This window comes from Streptomyces sp. NBC_00285 (assembly GCF_036174265.1).
Lineage (GTDB): Bacteria > Actinomycetota > Actinomycetes > Streptomycetales > Streptomycetaceae > Streptomyces.
The window spans coordinates 3,013,193-3,028,379 of the sequence record NZ_CP108055.1; the positions used below are offsets into that span (position 1 = coordinate 3,013,193).

Sequence of the window (15,187 nt, forward strand, 5' to 3'; positions counted from 1 at the left end):
GTGTTCGGACGGGGCCCTTCTACCGCGCGTGGCGAGCGCAGCGATCAGTGGTGGCCGTGGCCGCTCGTGATCTCCTTGTACTCCTCGACGGTGGGCTTGGGGATCTGGGACTCCTCGCCGTAGTACGACTCGCTGAGCTTGGCGCGCAGCTTCTCGGAGCCCTTGACCTTGCGCTCGACACCGTTCTCGTCGGTCGTCGGGCCGATCTCGGCCGGGCGGTACTGCTCGTGCGCCGTGAGCGTGTGCAGCTGCTCCTGGCTGAGCGGCTCGTGGACCTCGACGAACTCACCGTGCGGCAGGCGCTTGATGATGCCGGACTCGCGGCCGTGCAGCACCTTGTCCTTGTCGCGGCGCTGGAGGCCGAGACAGATCCGCTTGGTGGCGATGAACGCGAGGACCGGGGCGACGAAGAACGCGACCCGGACGAACCAGGTGATGGCGTTGATCGACAGGTGGAAGTGGGTGGCCCAGAGGTCGTTTCCACCACCGATCAGCAGCACCAGGTACCAGGTGATCCACGCGACACCGAACGCCGTACGGGTCGGGGCGTTGCGCGGGCGGTCCAGGATGTGGTGCTCGCTCTTGTCGCCGGTGACCCAGGACTCGATGAACGGGTAGACCGCGATCGCGACCAGGACCAGCGGGAAGATGACCAGCGGGATGAACACGCCCAGGACGAGCGTGTGACCCCAGAAGTTGATCTCCCAGCCCGGCATGACACGGATCAGGCCCTCGGAGAAGCCCATGTACCAGTCCGGCTGGGCGCCCGTGGACACCTGGTCGGGACGGTAGGGGCCCATCGCCCAGATCGGGTTGATGGAGGCGATCGCCGCGATGACCGCGATGACACCGAAGACCAGGAAGAAGAAGCCTCCGGCCTTGGCCATGTAGACCGGCAGCAGGGGCATGCCGACCACGTTGTTGTTGGTCTTGCCGGGGCCCGCGAACTGCGTGTGCTTGTGGTAGAAGACCAGGATCAGGTGCGCCACCATCAGGCCGAGCATGATGCCCGGCAGCAGCAGGACGTGGATCGAGTAGAAGCGGGCCACGAAGTCGCCGCCCGGGAACTCTCCGCCGAACAGGAAGAACGACAGGTACGTGCCGACGATCGGCACGGACAGGACCGCGCCCTCCATGAAGCGGACACCGGTGCCGGAGAGCAGGTCGTCCGGGAGCGAGTAACCGGTGAAGCCGGTGAACATGCCCAGGACGAACAGCAGGAAGCCGAACAGCCAGTTGACCTCACGCGGCTTGCGGAACGCGCCCGTGAAGAACACACGCATCATGTGCACGAACATGCCGGCGAGGAAGATCAGCGCCGCCCAGTGGTGGATCTGCCGGATCAGCAGACCACCGCGCACATCGAAGGAGATGTGCATGGTCGAGTTGAACGCCTCGGACATCAGCTGCCCCTGCAGCGGGGGGTAGCTGCCGTGGTACACCACCTCGTTCATCGACGGGTGGAAGAACAGCGTCAGATACACACCCGTGAGGATGATGATGATGAAGCTGTACATGCAGATCTCGCCCAGCATGAACGACCAGTGGTCGGGGAAGATCTTGCGCATGTTGGACTTGGCAAGGGAGTAGATCCCGAGCCGTCCGTCGGCCCAGTCGGCGACACGCTCGCCGGCCGGGGCCTTCTCGCGCGAGCGCGAGTCGGTGGAGTTCGTAGTGCTCATCCGCGCTCCCAGAATGCAGGGCCGACGGGCTCCTCGAAGTCGCCGAGCGCTTGAAGGTAGCCCTCTTCGTTCACGCCGATCCGCAGCTGCGGCAGGGCGTGACCGGCGGGACCGAAGATCACCCGGGCGCCGTCGGAGAGGTCGAAGGTGGACTGGTGGCAAGGGCAGAGCACGTGGTGCGTCTGCTGCTCGTACAGGGAGATCGGGCAACCGACGTGGGTGCAGATCTTCGAGTACGCGACGATTCCCTCGTGCGACCACTCGAGCTCGCGCTTGTCCTTGATGTTGTCCGGCTGGATGCGGACGATCATCAGGGCGGCCTTGGCGATCTCGGTCTGGAAGTCCTCGTCGTGCTCCTCCAGGCCCTCGGGCCTGGCGAAGGTCAGCGAGCCGACCGCGATGTCGGAGGCACGCAGCGGCTGGTCGGTGTTCACGTTGACCAGCAGCTTGCCCTTGGACCACAGGGTGTGGCGGAGCTTGGTGCCGGGCAGCGGGCCGAGGTCGCGCAGCAGCATGACGCCGGAGAGCGGGAACAGGGCCAGCGCTCCGAACATCGTGTTGCGGATCAGCTTGCGGCGGCCGAGTGCCGACTCCTTGGCGCCCTGCTTGAAGTCCGCGTGGACCTTCGCGCGGACCTCGGGGGACGCCTCGATCGGGTGACGCTCGTCGGCGACCTCCTCGTCGGACATCAGGGTGCGGGCCCAGTGGACCGCGCCCGCGCCGATCGAGAACAGGGCGAGACCGAGGGTCAGGCCCAGCGCGAAGTTCAGCGCGTTGATGTGCCCGATCGGGAAGACGAAGATCGACTTGTCGTGCGGGATGCCCACGTAGGAGGCGATGAACCCGACCGTGGCGAGCATCGAGACCGTGAAGAGCATGGCCACCGTGCGCTCGGACCGCCTGGCGGCCGCCTCGTCGATGTCCTGCACCCGGTGCTCGTGGGGCGGCAGTCCGGGGTCGGCGAACGGGTTCTTGTCGTCCGCGACGCCTACCGCGCCGTGCGCGTCCTGCTCAGCGGGCAGGTTCTCTTCTGGAATGTCTTGGCTACTCATGACTTCTTGGCCTTTGCGGTCCGAGCGGCGACCCAGATGGCGACCGCGATCAGCGCGCCGAGGCCGAAGATCCAGCCGAACAGGCCTTCGGAGACCGGGCCGAGACCGCCCAGCTCAAGACCGCCGGGGCTCACGGTGTCGTCGCCGTTGACCGCGTTCAGGTACGCGATGATGTCCTTCTTGTTCTGCTCCGACAGTGTGGTGTCGGGGAACGACGGCATGTTCTGCGGGCCGGTCTGCATGGCCTCGTAGATGTGCTTCGGGTCGACGCCGTCAAGGCTCGGCGCGTACTTGCCGTGCGTCAGCGCACCACCCTTGCCGGTGAAGTTGTGGCACTGCGTGCAGTTGTCACGGAACAGCTCGCCACCCTTGGCGATGTCGGCGCCGTCAGGGCCGTACTGCGCCGCGGTCGGGACCGTCGGACCCGCGCCGAGCGACGAGATGTACGCCGCCAGCTGGTCGATCTCGGCCTGCGAGTAGATGACCTTCTTGCGCGGAATCTGCGCGCCCGGCTGCTGGGCCGGCATACGGCCGGTGCCGACCTGGAAGTCGACGGCCGCCGCGCCGACGCCCACGAGGCTCGGGCCGTCGGAGCTGCCCTGACCTCCGGCGCCGTGGCAGCTGGCGCAGCCTACGGCGAAGAGCTTCTTGCCCTCGTCGATGGCCAGGGACTGGGCGGTTTCATCTGCCTGCGCCTTGCTCGCGGGTGCGAACACGGCGTACAGCCCCCCGGTGCATGCCAGCGCGAGGAGTAGGACGACGAGCGCAGCCAGCGGGTGGCGTCGTCGTGCGGAGAGCTTTTTCACGGATTACCCCGGTGTCAGGATCTTCTGCGTCGATGCTTGCGATGTCTGGGAGCGGGCCCGGCTACTTGATCATGTAGATCGTGGCGAAGAGGCCGATCCAGACGACGTCGACGAAGTGCCAGTAGTAGGACACGACGATGGCCGCGGTCGCCTGTTCGTGGGTGAACCTCTTGGCCGCGTAGGTACGCCCGAGGACGAACAGGAACGCGATCAGGCCTCCCGTCACATGCATGCCGTGGAAGCCGGTGGTCAGGTAGAACACCGAGCCGTACGGATCGGAGGAGAGCGAGAGCCCGTCCTTCTTCACCAGCTCCGTGTACTCGAAGATCTGACCGCCGATGAAGATCGCGCCCATGATGAAGGTGATGATGAACCACCCCCGGAGCTTCTTCACGTCACCGCGCTCGGCAGCGAAGACGCCGAGCTGGCAGGTGAGGGAGGAGAGCACCAGGATCGTGGTGTTCGTCGCCGAGAACGGGAAGTTCAGGCTGGACGCCATTTCCTTCCAGTGGTCGGGACCCGTCACCGATCGCAGGGTGAAGTACATCGCGAAGAGGGCCGCGAAGAACATCAGCTCGGAACTCAGCCAGATGATGGTTCCGACGCTGGTGAGGTTCGGCCGGTTGACCGACGGGTGCGCGTGCCCGGTTTCTACTGTCGTTGCTGTCGCCACGACCGACATTATGTCGGTCGCTTATCCCGCCCTCACTCCGGGGGGTGCCGTTCGGAGTGTCTCCCTGCTCCATACCGGTGTTGACGTGGTGTTCAAGGGAGTAGCATCCGGGCCAACGGGCCTGTCCTTACGACGCTGACGTCACGGAGGAACAATGCAGCCGACCGCCACGGTGCTGGTCTACAGCGACGATTCCAACACCCGCGAGCAGGTACGGCTCGCCGCCGGCCGGCGACCGGCTCCCGACGTTCCGTTGATCGAGTTCCTGGAGTGCGCCACGCCCGCGGCGGTGCTGAAGGAGCTGGACAAGGGCGGGATCGACGTCTGTGTCCTCGACGGTGAGGCCGTGCCGATGGGCGGCATGGGGATCTGCCGGCAGATCAAGGACGAGGTGTTCGACTGCCCGCCGGTGCTCCTGCTGATCGGGCGGCCGCAGGACGCGTGGCTGGCGACGTGGAGCCGGGCGGAGGCCGCGGTGACCCACCCGGTGGATCCGGTGGAGTTCGCGGCGGCGCTGGCTTCCCTGCTGCGGGACCGGAAGGCTCTGAGCGCTTAAGGACACGGGGACTTCCGCGTTCGGGCGGCTGCGGGCCGTCTGCGGCTGGTTACGCCCCCCGCGCGCGGGCAGGTCACACCGCCGTCGGTCGCAGCCTTGCCGTCTGGTCGGCACTCGGGGCGTCCGGGGTGCCCTTCAGGAGGGCGCTGCCCGTGCGCCACTTCTTCCAGTCCAGGTTCCAGTCCCCGAAGCCGTTGCCGAAGGTCTCCATCGTGTCGCCGTTCGAGTTGATGACCTTCACCACATCGCCCTCGTGAACGGTGTCGAAGAACCACTCGGCGTTCGAGGTACTCATGCCGGTGCAGCCGTGGCTGACGTTCTCGTAGCCCTGGGAACCGGTGGACCAGGGGGCGGCGTGCACGTACTCGCCGCTCCAGGTGACGCGGGTCGCGTAGTAGACCGGGAGGTCGTACGAGTCCGAGGAACCCTCGGCGATGCCGATGCTGGTACCGCGCATACGTACGAAGTACTCCTTGCCCAGCACGACCTTGACGCCGTTGCGGGTCTCGAAGCCGGGCTTGCCGGTGGTGACCGGGAGTTCGTTGATGACCGCGCCGTTCTTGTAGACCTTCATCGAGTGTGACGAGGCGTCCGTCACGGCGATGATGCGGTCACCGGTGGTCAGCTTGAGGGGCTTGGCCTTTCCGCCCCAGAGCCGGTCGCCGATCTTGACGCCCTCCAGGTCGCTGCGGACCTGGATCGTGGCGTGGCCGGGCCAGTACTCCTTGGGGCGGTAGTGGAGTTCCTTGTCGCCCACCCAGTACCAGGCGCCCGGTACGGCGGGCGTGGAGTCGACCCTGAGGGCGCGCTCGATGACGGCCCGCTGCGCCTTGTCCTTGACGGGATTGTCCAGTGCCGCGGTGATGGGCTGGCCCACGCCGTACGAGCCCGACTTGGGGCCGAAGGTGACCGTCAGGCGCTTCTTGCCCACGGGCCTGCTGGTGTCGAAGTCGAGGACCTTGCGGCCCGGCGCCCCGTCGTCGTCCTCGGTGCTCACCCGGACCGTGTAGTGGGCGTTCGCGGCCAGCGGGGAGGTGCTGCGCCACCGGGTGCCGTCGGCGGAGAGTTCGCCCGCCACATGGCGCCCTGTGGCGTCCGCGGCCGTGACGTCGGTGAGGCGCCCGTCGCCGTCGTCGGCGGTGACCTCCAGGGGCTTGTCCGGGTCGGCCTTCTTCCCGTTGCCCGTGGGCGCGCTGAAGGCGATCTGGTCCGCCGCGTCGTACGGCGCCTCCGCCAGCGGGTTCCCGTCGGACCCGCAGGCGGTTGCGCTGACGCCTAGGGCGATCACCAGCAGGGTGCAGCTGACGACGATGCGGGTACGCGGTGCCTGGTTCATGACTTCACGCTAGGGAGCGCCGTCAACTCCGGCACGCCGGGTGACTCGTACGAGGGACCCTGATTGCGGCAAAAGCAGGAGCCCGGACGCTCCTGACGGAGTGTCCGGGCTCCTTTTGGGCTCGATTCGTGCTACTGCGTGCGGTTCTCACCGCGGTAGTACTCGAAGACCCAGCCGTACAGGCCGATCAGGAGCACCGGCACCGAGAAGTACAGCAGCCACCAGCCGATCGCGACCGACAGGAAGGCGAGGGCGCCGCCGAAGCCGAGAGCGAGCGGCTGCCAGCTGTGCGGGCTGAAGAACCCGACCTCGCCGGCGTCGTCCGCGACATCGGCCTCCTTGTTGTCCTGCGCGCCGGCGTCCACCCGTCGGGCCGTGAAGCCCAGGTAGAAGCCGATCATGATGGACAGGCCGAAGGCCAGGAAGAGCGCGGTGGTACCGGCCGGCTCCTTCGACCACACGCCATAGACGATCGCCATGGCGAGGATGAAGATGCTCAGCCAGAAGAACATCCGTCCTTGGATCTTCACTTGCCGGCCTCCTTGCCGCCGTCGCCGGCCAGAGCCTTCTCACCGTGACCGGCGTTCTCGAGCTGGTCGAGAGCGGCGATCTCCGGGTGGTGGAGGTCGAACGCCGGGGACTCGCTGCGGATCCGCGGCAGGGTGAGGAAGTTGTGCCGCGGCGGCGGGCAGGAGGTCGCCCACTCGAGCGAGCGGCCGTAACCCCACGGGTCGTCGACGCCGACCGGCTTGCCGTACTTGGCCGTCTTCCACACGTTGTAGAGGAACGGCAGGATCGACAGGCCGAGCACGAACGAGCTGATCGTCGAGATCGTGTTCAGGGCCGTGAACCCGTCGGCCGCCAGGTAGTCGGCGTAACGACGGGGCATGCCCTCGGCGCCCAGCCAGTGCTGGACCAGGAAGGTGCCGTGGAAGCCGATGAACAGCGTCCAGAACGTGATCTTGCCGAGGCGCTCGTCGAGCATCTTGCCGGTGAACTTCGGCCACCAGAAGTGGAAGCCGGAGAACATCGCGAAGACGACGGTGCCGAAGACGACGTAGTGGAAGTGCGCCACCACGAAGTACGAGTCCGAGACGTGGAAGTCCAGCGGCGGCGAGGCCAGGATGACACCGGTCAGACCACCGAAGGTGAAGGTGATCAGGAAGCCGGTGGCCCAGAGCATCGGGGTCTCGAAACTCAGTGACCCCTTCCACATCGTTCCGATCCAGTTGAAGAACTTCACGCCCGTCGGTACGGCGATGAGGAACGTCATGAAGGAGAAGAACGGGAGCAGCACACCGCCGGTGACGTACATGTGGTGCGCCCACACCGTCACGGACAGACCCGCGATCGCGATGGTCGCCGCGATCAGACCCATGTAGCCGAACATCGGCTTGCGGGAGAAGACGGGGATGACCTCGGAGATGATGCCGAAGAACGGCAGGGCGATGATGTACACCTCTGGATGGCCGAAGAACCAGAAGAGGTGTTGCCACAGCAACGCTCCGCCGTTGGCGGCATCGAAGACATGTGCCCCGAATTTCCGATCCGCCTCCAGCGCGAAGAGCGCGGCGGCGAGAACGGGGAAGGCGAGCAGGACCAGCACCGCGGTCAGCAGCACGTTCCACACGAAGATCGGCATGCGGAACATGGTCATGCCGGGCGCGCGCATGCAGATGATCGTGGTGATGAAGTTGACCGCACCGAGGATCGTGCCGAAGCCGGAGAAGGCCAGACCCATGATCCACAGGTCCGCACCGATGCCCGGGGAGCGGACGGCGTCGGAGAGCGGGGAGTAGGCGAACCAGCCGAAGTCGGCCGCGCCCGAGGGGGTGAGGAAGCCGCCGACCGCGATCGTCGAGCCGAACAGGTAGAGCCAGTAGGCGAACATGTTCAGCCGCGGGAACGCCACGTCGGGCGCGCCGATCTGCAGCGGCATGATCCAGTTGGTGAAACCGGCGAACAGCGGCGTCGCGAACATCAGCAGCATGATCGTGCCGTGCATCGTGAACGCCTGGTTGAACTGCTCGCTCGACATGATCTGCAGACCCGGCCGGGCCAGCTCGGCGCGCATGAAGAGCGCCATCACGCCACCGATGAGGAAGAACGCGAACGACGTGGCCAGGTACATCGTGCCGATCGTCTTGTGGTCAGTGGTGGTGAGCCACTTGATGACCACGCTGCCGCGGTTCTGGCGCCGGACCGGCAGTTCGTCCGCGTAGTGGGACCCTGCTTCGGCGGCACCCTGGGGTTCGTTGAGGATGCTCACAGGTTCGTCGTCTCCCGGTCCTTCTCGTGGGCGGTCTGCTCGATGCCCGCGGGAACGTAACCGGTCTGCCCCTTCTTCGCGAGGTCCTTGAGGTGCTGCTCGTAGCGCTCGGGGGAGACGACCTTCACGTTGAACAGCATCCGGGAGTGGTCGACGCCGCAGAGCTCGGCGCACTTGCCCATGAAGGTGCCCTCCTTGTTCGGAGTCACCTCGAAGGAGTTGGTGTGGCCCGGGATGACGTCCATCTTCATCAGGAACGGCACCACCCAGAAGGAGTGGATGACGTCACGCGAGGTGAGGACGAAGCGGACCGTCTTGCCCTTGGGGAGCCAGAGGGTCGGGCCGGGGTTGCCGGTCTGCGGGTTCTTCGTCGCGGGCGTCCCGAAGTCGTAGACGCCGCCGGCGTTCGCCGGGAATGCGTTCTTGAACCGGGTCGGAATCGCGTCCAGGTTCTTGTCGGTCTTCGCGTCGCCCGTGGAGCCCGCGACGGGCTCGATGTAGTTGAAGGCCCAGCTCCATTGGTAGCCGACGACGTTGACGGTGACGTCGGGGTTCTTCTTGAGGCTGAGGATCTTCGACTCGTCACGGGCCGTGAAGTAGAACAGGACCGAGACGATGACGAGCGGAACGACCGTGTACAGCGCCTCGATGGGCATGTTGTACCGGGTTTGCGGAGGAACTTCGACCTTGGTGCGGCTGCGCCGGTGGTAGATCGTGCTCCACAGGATCAGGCCCCACACCAGCACGCCGGTGGCCAGCGCGGCTGCCCAGGATCCCTGCCACAGGGAGAGGATTCGCGGAGCCTCTTCCGTGGTCGGGGTGGGCATACCAAGGCGGGGGAAGTCCTTGTATGTGCAACCGGTGGCGGTCGCCAGGACCAGGCCCGCGGTCATTGCCTGCAGCAGCTTCCGCCGCATCGGGCGCCGCGGCGAGCGGTCGGAGCCGTTGGGACTCACGTAGCGCCTTCCCGAGAGTCTCGCCCGCGCGTGTTGGCTGCGGCCTGCCTTCATCGGGGGTCGGTCGCCGCCCTGCGTCGGGCAGGGGTTTGGATGTTTATGCGGACCAAACCCTAGCCGACGCTCTTCGGGGGTTCGCGGGGAGGGTGGCATACGCGCGGGCGGTCACTCGAAAGCGCCCAACGGGTGGGGGGTTCGGGCGTGTTTGCGACTGCGTGGGCCAGGTGGTCGCCCGCGCGTGGCCCCGCACGGCTCCGGGCCGCTTAGCGTTGCCGTGTGTCCTACTTCGATGCCGCTTCCGCCGCTCCGCTCCATCCCGTCGCACGTCAGGCCCTGCTGGCCGCCCTGGACGACGGCTGGGCCGATCCCGCGCGGCTGTACCGGGAGGGGCGGCGGGCCCGGATGCTGCTCGACGCCGCCCGGGAGGCCGCCGCGGAGTCGGTGGGGTGCCGGCCGGACGAGCTGGTGTTCACGCCGTCCGGGACGCGGGCCGTGCACAGCGGGATCGCCGGGGTGCTGGCCGGTCGCCGTCGCGTCGGACGTCACCTGATCGTGTCAGCTGTTGAACACTCCTCCGTGCTCCAGGCCGCGGAATCCCACGAGGCGGACGGCGGAACCGTCACCCGAGTGGCCGTCAGCCGGGCGGGAGCGGCGGCCCCGTCGGCCTACGCGGCCGAGCTCCGGCAGGACACCGCACTGGCGTGTCTCCAGTCGGCCAACCACGAGGTGGGCACCGTGCAGCCGGTGGCGGAGGTGGCCGGGTTGTGCCGGGAGGCGGGGGTGCCGTTGCTGGTGGACGCGGCGCAGTCGCTGGGGTGGGGACCGGTCGGGGGTGACTGGTCGGTGCTGACGGCGAGTGCCCACAAGTGGGGCGGGCCGTCGGGGGTGGGCCTGCTCGCCGTACGCAAGGGTGTGCGGTTCGCGGCGTCCGGGCCCGCCGACGAGCGGGAGTCGGGGCGGGCGCCGGGGTTCGAGAACCTGCCGGCGATCGTCGCGGCGGCGGCCTCACTGCGGGCGGTACGGGCCGAGGCGGCACAAGAGGCCGTACGACTGCGGGAGCTGACGGCGCGGATCCGGGCACGGGTGTCGCGGCTGGTCCCGGACGTGGACGTGGTCGGGGATCCCGAGCGGCGGCTGCCGGGGATCGTCACCTTCTCGTGTCTCTATGTCGATGGGGAGACGTTGCTGCACGAGCTGGACCGGGCGGGTTTCTCCGTTTCCTCCGGATCGTCCTGCACGAGCAGCACGCTGACGCCGAGCCATGTGCTCAAAGCGATGGGAGTGCTGAGTGAGGGAAATGTGAGGGTTTCCCTGCCGTGGGGGACGGCTTCCGAGGAGGTCGACCGTTTCCTGGAGGTGCTGCCCGGGGCGGTGGCGGGAGTCCGGGAGAAGCTGGGCGCGCCGGTTCCGTCAGCCGTCACCCGCGAGGACTCCCTGGTCGTCGACGCCCTGGGCAAGCGCTGCCCGATCCCGGTCATCGAGTTGGCGAAGGTCATCGGGGACGTCCCGGTGGGCGGGACGGTCCGGATCCTCTCCGACGACGAGGCCGCACGCCTCGACATCCCCGCCTGGTGCGAGATGCGGGAGCAGGAGTACGTGGGAGAGGAACCGGAGGAGAGCGGAACGGCGTACGTGGTCCGCCGGCTCAGGTGACGCCGTCCGGGGCGCGGGGCCGGGTCGAGGTGCGGCGGGCGCCGCACCAGGCATGATCGGCGCCCGCGCACCCCGACGGGCTCAGCCCAGATGCCCCTGGACCTCGACGGCGGCCTCGTCGCCGTATGCCTTGGTGAACCGCTCCATGAAGCTCTCCCGGCGCAGCCGGTACTCCTGCGTCCCGACCGTCTCGATGACGAGGGTCGCCAGCATGCAGCCGACCTGCGCCGCCCGCTCCAGCGAGACGCCCCAGGAGAGTCCCGACAGGAACCCGGCGCGGAAGGCGTCGCCGACGCCCGTGGGGTCCGCCTTGCGCTCCTCCTCCGCGCAGCCGACGACGATCGGCTCCTCGCCGGTCCTCTCGATCCGCACGCCCTGCGCGCCCAGCGTGGTGACGCGGTGCCCGACCTTCGCCAGGATCTCCGCGTCGGACCAGCCGGTCTTGGACTCGATGAGCCCCTTCTCGTACTCGTTCGAGAAGAGGTACGTGGCGCCGTCCAGCAGGATCCGGATCTCGTCGCCGTTCATACGGGCGATCTGCTGGGAGAAGTCCGCGGCGAACGGGATGCCGCGCGAACGGCACTCCTCGGTGTGGCGGAGCATCGCCTCGGGGTCGTCGGCGCCGATGAGGACGAGGTCGAGGCCGTCCACCCGGTCGGCGACCGTCTTGAGCTCGATCTGGCGGGCTTCGCTCATCGCGCCCGTGTAGAAGGAGCCGATCTGGTTGTGGTCGGCGTCGGTGGTGCACACGAAGCGGGCGGTGTGCAGCGTCTCGGAGATCCGGACGGACGTGGTGTCGACGCCGTGCCGGTCGAGCCAGGCGCGGTACTCGTCGAAGTCGAAGCCCGCGGCCCCGACGAGGATCGGGTTCGTGCCGAGCTGTCCCATCCCGAAGGCGATGTTCGCCCCGACGCCGCCCCTGCGTACGTCGAGGTTGTCGACCAGGAAGGAGAGCGAGACCGTGTGCAGCTGGTCCGCGACGAACTGGTCGGCGAAACGGCCGGGGAAGGTCATGAGGTGGTCGGTGGCGATGGAGCCGGTGACTGCGATGCGCACGGCGTGGACTCTCCTGAGGGAGGGTGAATTGACGTTTAACGCTACCGGGTCCGTATAGGGAACCGCGAGGCGGTCGACTGCTCGGCCAAGCCGGAAAAACTACCCGATAGTAGATCTTTCTTCGCAGGCTCCGACGTGCATACGGTGCCGTCATGACGAACCTCGAGCTGTACGCCTCCGCCCCGGCCGACGTGGACGGGGGCCTCGCCTCGCTGCGCGGCGACTGCGCCCGGATGGCACCCCACTGGGCGGCGCCCGACCGAATCGTTTCCCTCCCGGTGTCTCCCTCCCTCATCCACGGCGTGACCGTTCCCGAGGGCTCCGCCCGGCTGCTGGACGCCATGTCGGAGTACGGCGACTGACGCACGGCGCGCGAGTCAGCGCGCAGAAGGGAACCGCGCGCTCCCCCGCTGCGTCCCATCGCCGTCCCCCGGAAAGGGGATGCGGGATACGACCCTTTTGCCGACCTTTTTGACAGGGTCGGGTCAGGGTCGAGGGACAGTTGCGCAGCAGAAGGAGCGATGCGGTGGACACCGAGCGACCCGACAACGACGACACCGGCGCCTCCGCCGAGGCCTCCGGCGGCGGGGACGGGAGCGCTGCGGAAGCTCCTGTCGCGCGGGAAGCCGACGCCACGGAAGCGCTCGGCGCGGGGGATGCGGGCGGCCCGGAGGATGCGGGCGGCGCGGAACACGTGAGCGGCGCTGACGAGGAACCGGGCACCGAGGTTTCCGGTGACGCGGTTTCCGGTGACGAGGAGCCCAGCCGCGCCGAGTCCCTCCCCATGGGGGAGGCGGGCGCCGCGGAGACGGAGAGCCGCGCCGGAGCCGGGACCGACCGGAAGGTCGGGGACGCCGAGGATGCTCCCGCAGGAGAGACGGGCGCCGGGGACACCGAGGACGCTTCCGGGGACCCGGCGCAGGACGTCGAGGGAATCGCCGACGCCGACACGGACGACTCCCCGCCCATCGACATCTCCGGCATCTCCGGGACCCCGGCCGTCGCTGCCGCCGACGAACCGGATGAACTCCCGGCCCCCGATACCGAGGTCGCCCGGGACGGCGAGTCCGACGATCTCCGTTCCGCTCGGCGGCGGTCGCCCGTCGCCGTCGCCGCTGTCGCCGCCGCCGTACTGCTGGTCGGAGGCGGAGGGGCGTATCTCGCCGCCGGCGCCTCCGGAGGGTCCGGCAAGGACACCACGTCCGGCGCGTCCGGCGACGACACTCCCCCGCCCCTCGCACTCGACGGTTACGGCGCGAGCGGCGGGACCGGCAACGGCATCGCGCCCGGGGAGCCGAACCCGTACGGCGCGACCTACCGCGTCGACGGCAGCCTCCCGCAGGGGCCCGCCTCGGCGCCCGTCTACCGCACCGGTGGACAGGTCGCCGAGGCCGACGTGGCGCGGCTCGCCAAGGCGCTCGGCGTCGACGGAACTCCGGTGGCGCAGGGGCAGTTCTGGCGGATCGGGGTCATGGACGGCTCGGGTCCGGTGCTCACGGTGAACCGGCAGGCGCCGGGCGCGTGGACCTTCCAGCGCTACTCCCCCGTCACTGACGACTGCAAGAGCGCCACCGTGTGCGGCCTCGACGGCTCGGTCGGTGATCCGGTGAGCGTGACGGTCGCGGTCGCGGAGAAGGCCGCGGCGCCGGTACTGAAGGCAGTGGGCCAGGACGGCGCGAAGCTCGACGCGAGCCAGGTCCTGGGGGCCCAGCGGGTCGTGAACGCCGATCCGGTGGTGGGCGGACTGCCCACGTACGGCTGGTCGACCGGCGTCACCGTGAACGCGCAGGGTGAAGTGGTGGGCGGCACCGGTCAGTTGAAGGCGCCGGTCAAGAGCGACACGTATCCCGTGCTGAGCGCGGAGAAGACGCTGGGCCTGCTGAACAAGGTGCCCGGCACCGACCACCGCATGGGCATCGGCGGCTGCGCCAGTCCCGTACCGCTGAAGGACCGGCTGGAGGCGCCCTGCGGGGAGTCGACGGCGAGCCCCGCCGCGGGCAACGCGCTCACGGTCGAGAAGGCGGTGTTCGGACTGGCCTCGCACCTCGTGGACGGCCGGCAGGCGCTCGTGCCGTCCTGGCTGTTCGAGGTGCGGGCAGCGGGCGCGCAGGACGCCTTCACGGTGACGTATCCGGCGGTCGACCCGACGTACATCGCCTCGCCTGCGACCGCGACGCCCTCCGCGCCCGCCACCCCCACGGCGCCTTCCGGCGACCCGACCTCCACGTCGAAGACGCGCGACGTCAAGGTGGACGGCTACTCTGCCGACGGCGACCAGCTGACCGTGAGCTTCACGGGCGGGGTGTGCGGGGACTACGCGGCGACGGCGAGCGAGAGCTCGGGCAAGGTGACGGTCACGGTGACCGAGACGCCGTGGCAGGGCAAGGTCTGCATCATGATCGCCAAGGAGATCCAGAAGACCGTGACCCTGGACGAGCCGCTCGGTGACCGCGAGGTCGTGGGTTCGGACGGCAAGGCGATCCCGCTGGAGAAGGCGGGCTCGGCGCGGCTGCCGGAGACCTCCGGGGCCCGGTAGCCCTGAGGACGCATGAAGGCGGCGGCCCCTTCGGAGGGGGCCGCCGCCTTCTTCTGTCTGTCTGCGCCGAAGCCGGTCCGCGCCGACTTAGCTGAAGGAGTCGCCGCAGGCGCAGGAGCCGGTCGCGTTGGGGTTGTCGATCGTGAAGCCCTGCTTCTCGATGGTGTCCACGAAGTCGATGGACGCGCCGCCCAGGTACGGGGCACTCATGCGGTCGGTGACGACCTTGACGCCGTCGAAGTCCTTCAGGACGTCGCCGTCGAGCGAGCGCTCGTCGAAGAAGAGCTGGTAACGCAGGCCGGAGCAGCCACCGGGCTGAACGGCGACGCGCAGGGCCAGGTCGTCACGGCCTTCCTGGTCGAGCAGGGCCTTGACCTTCGCCGCGGCGGCGTCGGACAGGATGATGCCGTCGGTGACGGTGCCGGTCTCGTCCGATACGGACATCTACATCTCTCCCGGGTTGTACGGAGACTGCTTGCCGACTGGTGCAACCGGCAAGGCCGCGGATTCATTCCGGGCCGGACGCCGGTTTTCCGGCGCCTCCTTCATGCTCGCACATGCGTTGGCGGTCGGAAAATGTCCGGTCGGCCCCCGAGGGGGATTCACGTCACA

General features: G+C 68.4%; 14 protein-coding genes. 4 read left to right on the forward strand and 10 right to left on the reverse strand.

Annotated features, from left to right (window positions below; translation table 11 throughout):
- Positions 1-44: 44 nt before the first annotated feature.
- The 4 genes from qcrB to ctaE all read right to left on the reverse strand — a co-directional run bounded on the left by qcrB (position 45) and on the right by ctaE (position 4,222).
- A complete protein-coding gene (qcrB, locus tag OHT57_RS13900; protein WP_328746683.1) occupies positions 45-1,682 on the reverse strand; it encodes a cytochrome bc1 complex cytochrome b subunit in 1,638 nt (545 codons plus the stop codon).
- Positions 1,679-2,734: a cytochrome bc1 complex Rieske iron-sulfur subunit gene (gene qcrA, locus OHT57_RS13905; RefSeq protein ID WP_328746684.1), complete on the reverse strand. Its 1,056-nt coding sequence runs from the start codon at positions 2,732-2,734 to the stop codon at positions 1,679-1,681. Before qcrA ends, qcrB begins: the two co-directional genes overlap by 4 nt.
- Entirely contained in the window at positions 2,731-3,540 is an 810-nt protein-coding gene (gene qcrC / locus OHT57_RS13910; protein ID WP_328746685.1) for a cytochrome bc1 complex diheme cytochrome c subunit, read from the reverse strand. The genes qcrA and qcrC overlap by 4 nt, the downstream gene beginning before the upstream one ends.
- Positions 3,541-3,601: 61 nt before the next feature.
- Complete coding sequence (gene ctaE, locus OHT57_RS13915) at positions 3,602-4,222, reverse strand: aa3-type cytochrome oxidase subunit III (protein ID WP_266565888.1); 621 nt, start codon at positions 4,220-4,222, stop codon at positions 3,602-3,604.
- A 145-nt stretch (positions 4,223-4,367) separates the two neighbouring features.
- On the opposite strand from ctaE, the gene OHT57_RS13920 reads away from it, so the two are divergent.
- Positions 4,368-4,769, forward strand: coding sequence for a hypothetical protein (locus OHT57_RS13920; RefSeq protein ID WP_328746686.1), 402 nt, complete (start codon positions 4,368-4,370; stop codon positions 4,767-4,769).
- Between the two features lie 73 nt (positions 4,770-4,842).
- On the opposite strand, the gene OHT57_RS13925 is transcribed toward OHT57_RS13920, so the two are convergent.
- The 4 genes from OHT57_RS13925 to ctaC form a co-directional block, all read right to left on the reverse strand.
- On the reverse strand, positions 4,843-6,105 hold the full coding sequence (locus OHT57_RS13925; RefSeq protein ID WP_328746687.1) for a L,D-transpeptidase: 1,263 nt from the start codon (positions 6,103-6,105) through the stop codon (positions 4,843-4,845).
- Positions 6,106-6,236: 131 nt separating this feature from the next.
- Positions 6,237-6,635: a cytochrome c oxidase subunit 4 gene (locus OHT57_RS13930; protein ID WP_328746688.1), complete on the reverse strand. Its 399-nt coding sequence runs from the start codon at positions 6,633-6,635 to the stop codon at positions 6,237-6,239.
- On the reverse strand, positions 6,632-8,374 hold the full coding sequence (gene ctaD, locus OHT57_RS13935) for an aa3-type cytochrome oxidase subunit I (RefSeq protein WP_328746689.1): 1,743 nt from the start codon (positions 8,372-8,374) through the stop codon (positions 6,632-6,634). The genes OHT57_RS13930 and ctaD overlap by 4 nt, the downstream gene beginning before the upstream one ends.
- Entirely contained in the window at positions 8,371-9,330 is a 960-nt protein-coding gene (gene ctaC / locus OHT57_RS13940) for an aa3-type cytochrome oxidase subunit II (RefSeq protein ID WP_328746690.1), read from the reverse strand. The genes ctaD and ctaC overlap by 4 nt, the downstream gene beginning before the upstream one ends.
- Before the next feature lie 276 nt (positions 9,331-9,606).
- Between ctaC and OHT57_RS13945 the strand changes: the two genes are divergently transcribed.
- Positions 9,607-10,983 (forward strand): cysteine desulfurase/sulfurtransferase TusA family protein, encoded by a 1,377-nt coding sequence (locus tag OHT57_RS13945; RefSeq protein WP_328746691.1) that lies wholly within the window; start codon positions 9,607-9,609, stop codon positions 10,981-10,983.
- Positions 10,984-11,064: 81 nt separating this feature from the next.
- Here the strand turns inward: OHT57_RS13945 and OHT57_RS13950 are convergent, their stop codons facing one another.
- Positions 11,065-12,039 carry a carbohydrate kinase family protein gene (locus OHT57_RS13950; RefSeq protein WP_328746692.1) on the reverse strand — a complete coding sequence of 325 codons (975 nt, stop codon included), beginning with the start codon at positions 12,037-12,039 and terminating at the stop codon, positions 11,065-11,067.
- Between the two features lie 152 nt (positions 12,040-12,191).
- On the opposite strand from OHT57_RS13950, the gene OHT57_RS13955 reads away from it, so the two are divergent.
- Both OHT57_RS13955 and OHT57_RS13960 read left to right on the forward strand, forming a co-directional pair.
- A complete protein-coding gene (locus tag OHT57_RS13955; RefSeq protein WP_328746693.1) occupies positions 12,192-12,401 on the forward strand; it encodes a hypothetical protein in 210 nt (69 codons plus the stop codon).
- A 164-nt stretch (positions 12,402-12,565) separates the two neighbouring features.
- Entirely contained in the window at positions 12,566-14,575 is a 2,010-nt protein-coding gene (locus OHT57_RS13960; RefSeq protein WP_328746694.1) for a hypothetical protein, read from the forward strand.
- An 87-nt stretch (positions 14,576-14,662) separates the two neighbouring features.
- Here OHT57_RS13960 and OHT57_RS13965 read toward each other — a convergent pair whose 3' ends face one another.
- Positions 14,663-15,019 (reverse strand): HesB/IscA family protein, encoded by a 357-nt coding sequence (locus tag OHT57_RS13965; protein WP_328746695.1) that lies wholly within the window; start codon positions 15,017-15,019, stop codon positions 14,663-14,665.
- Positions 15,020-15,187 lie beyond the last annotated feature (168 nt).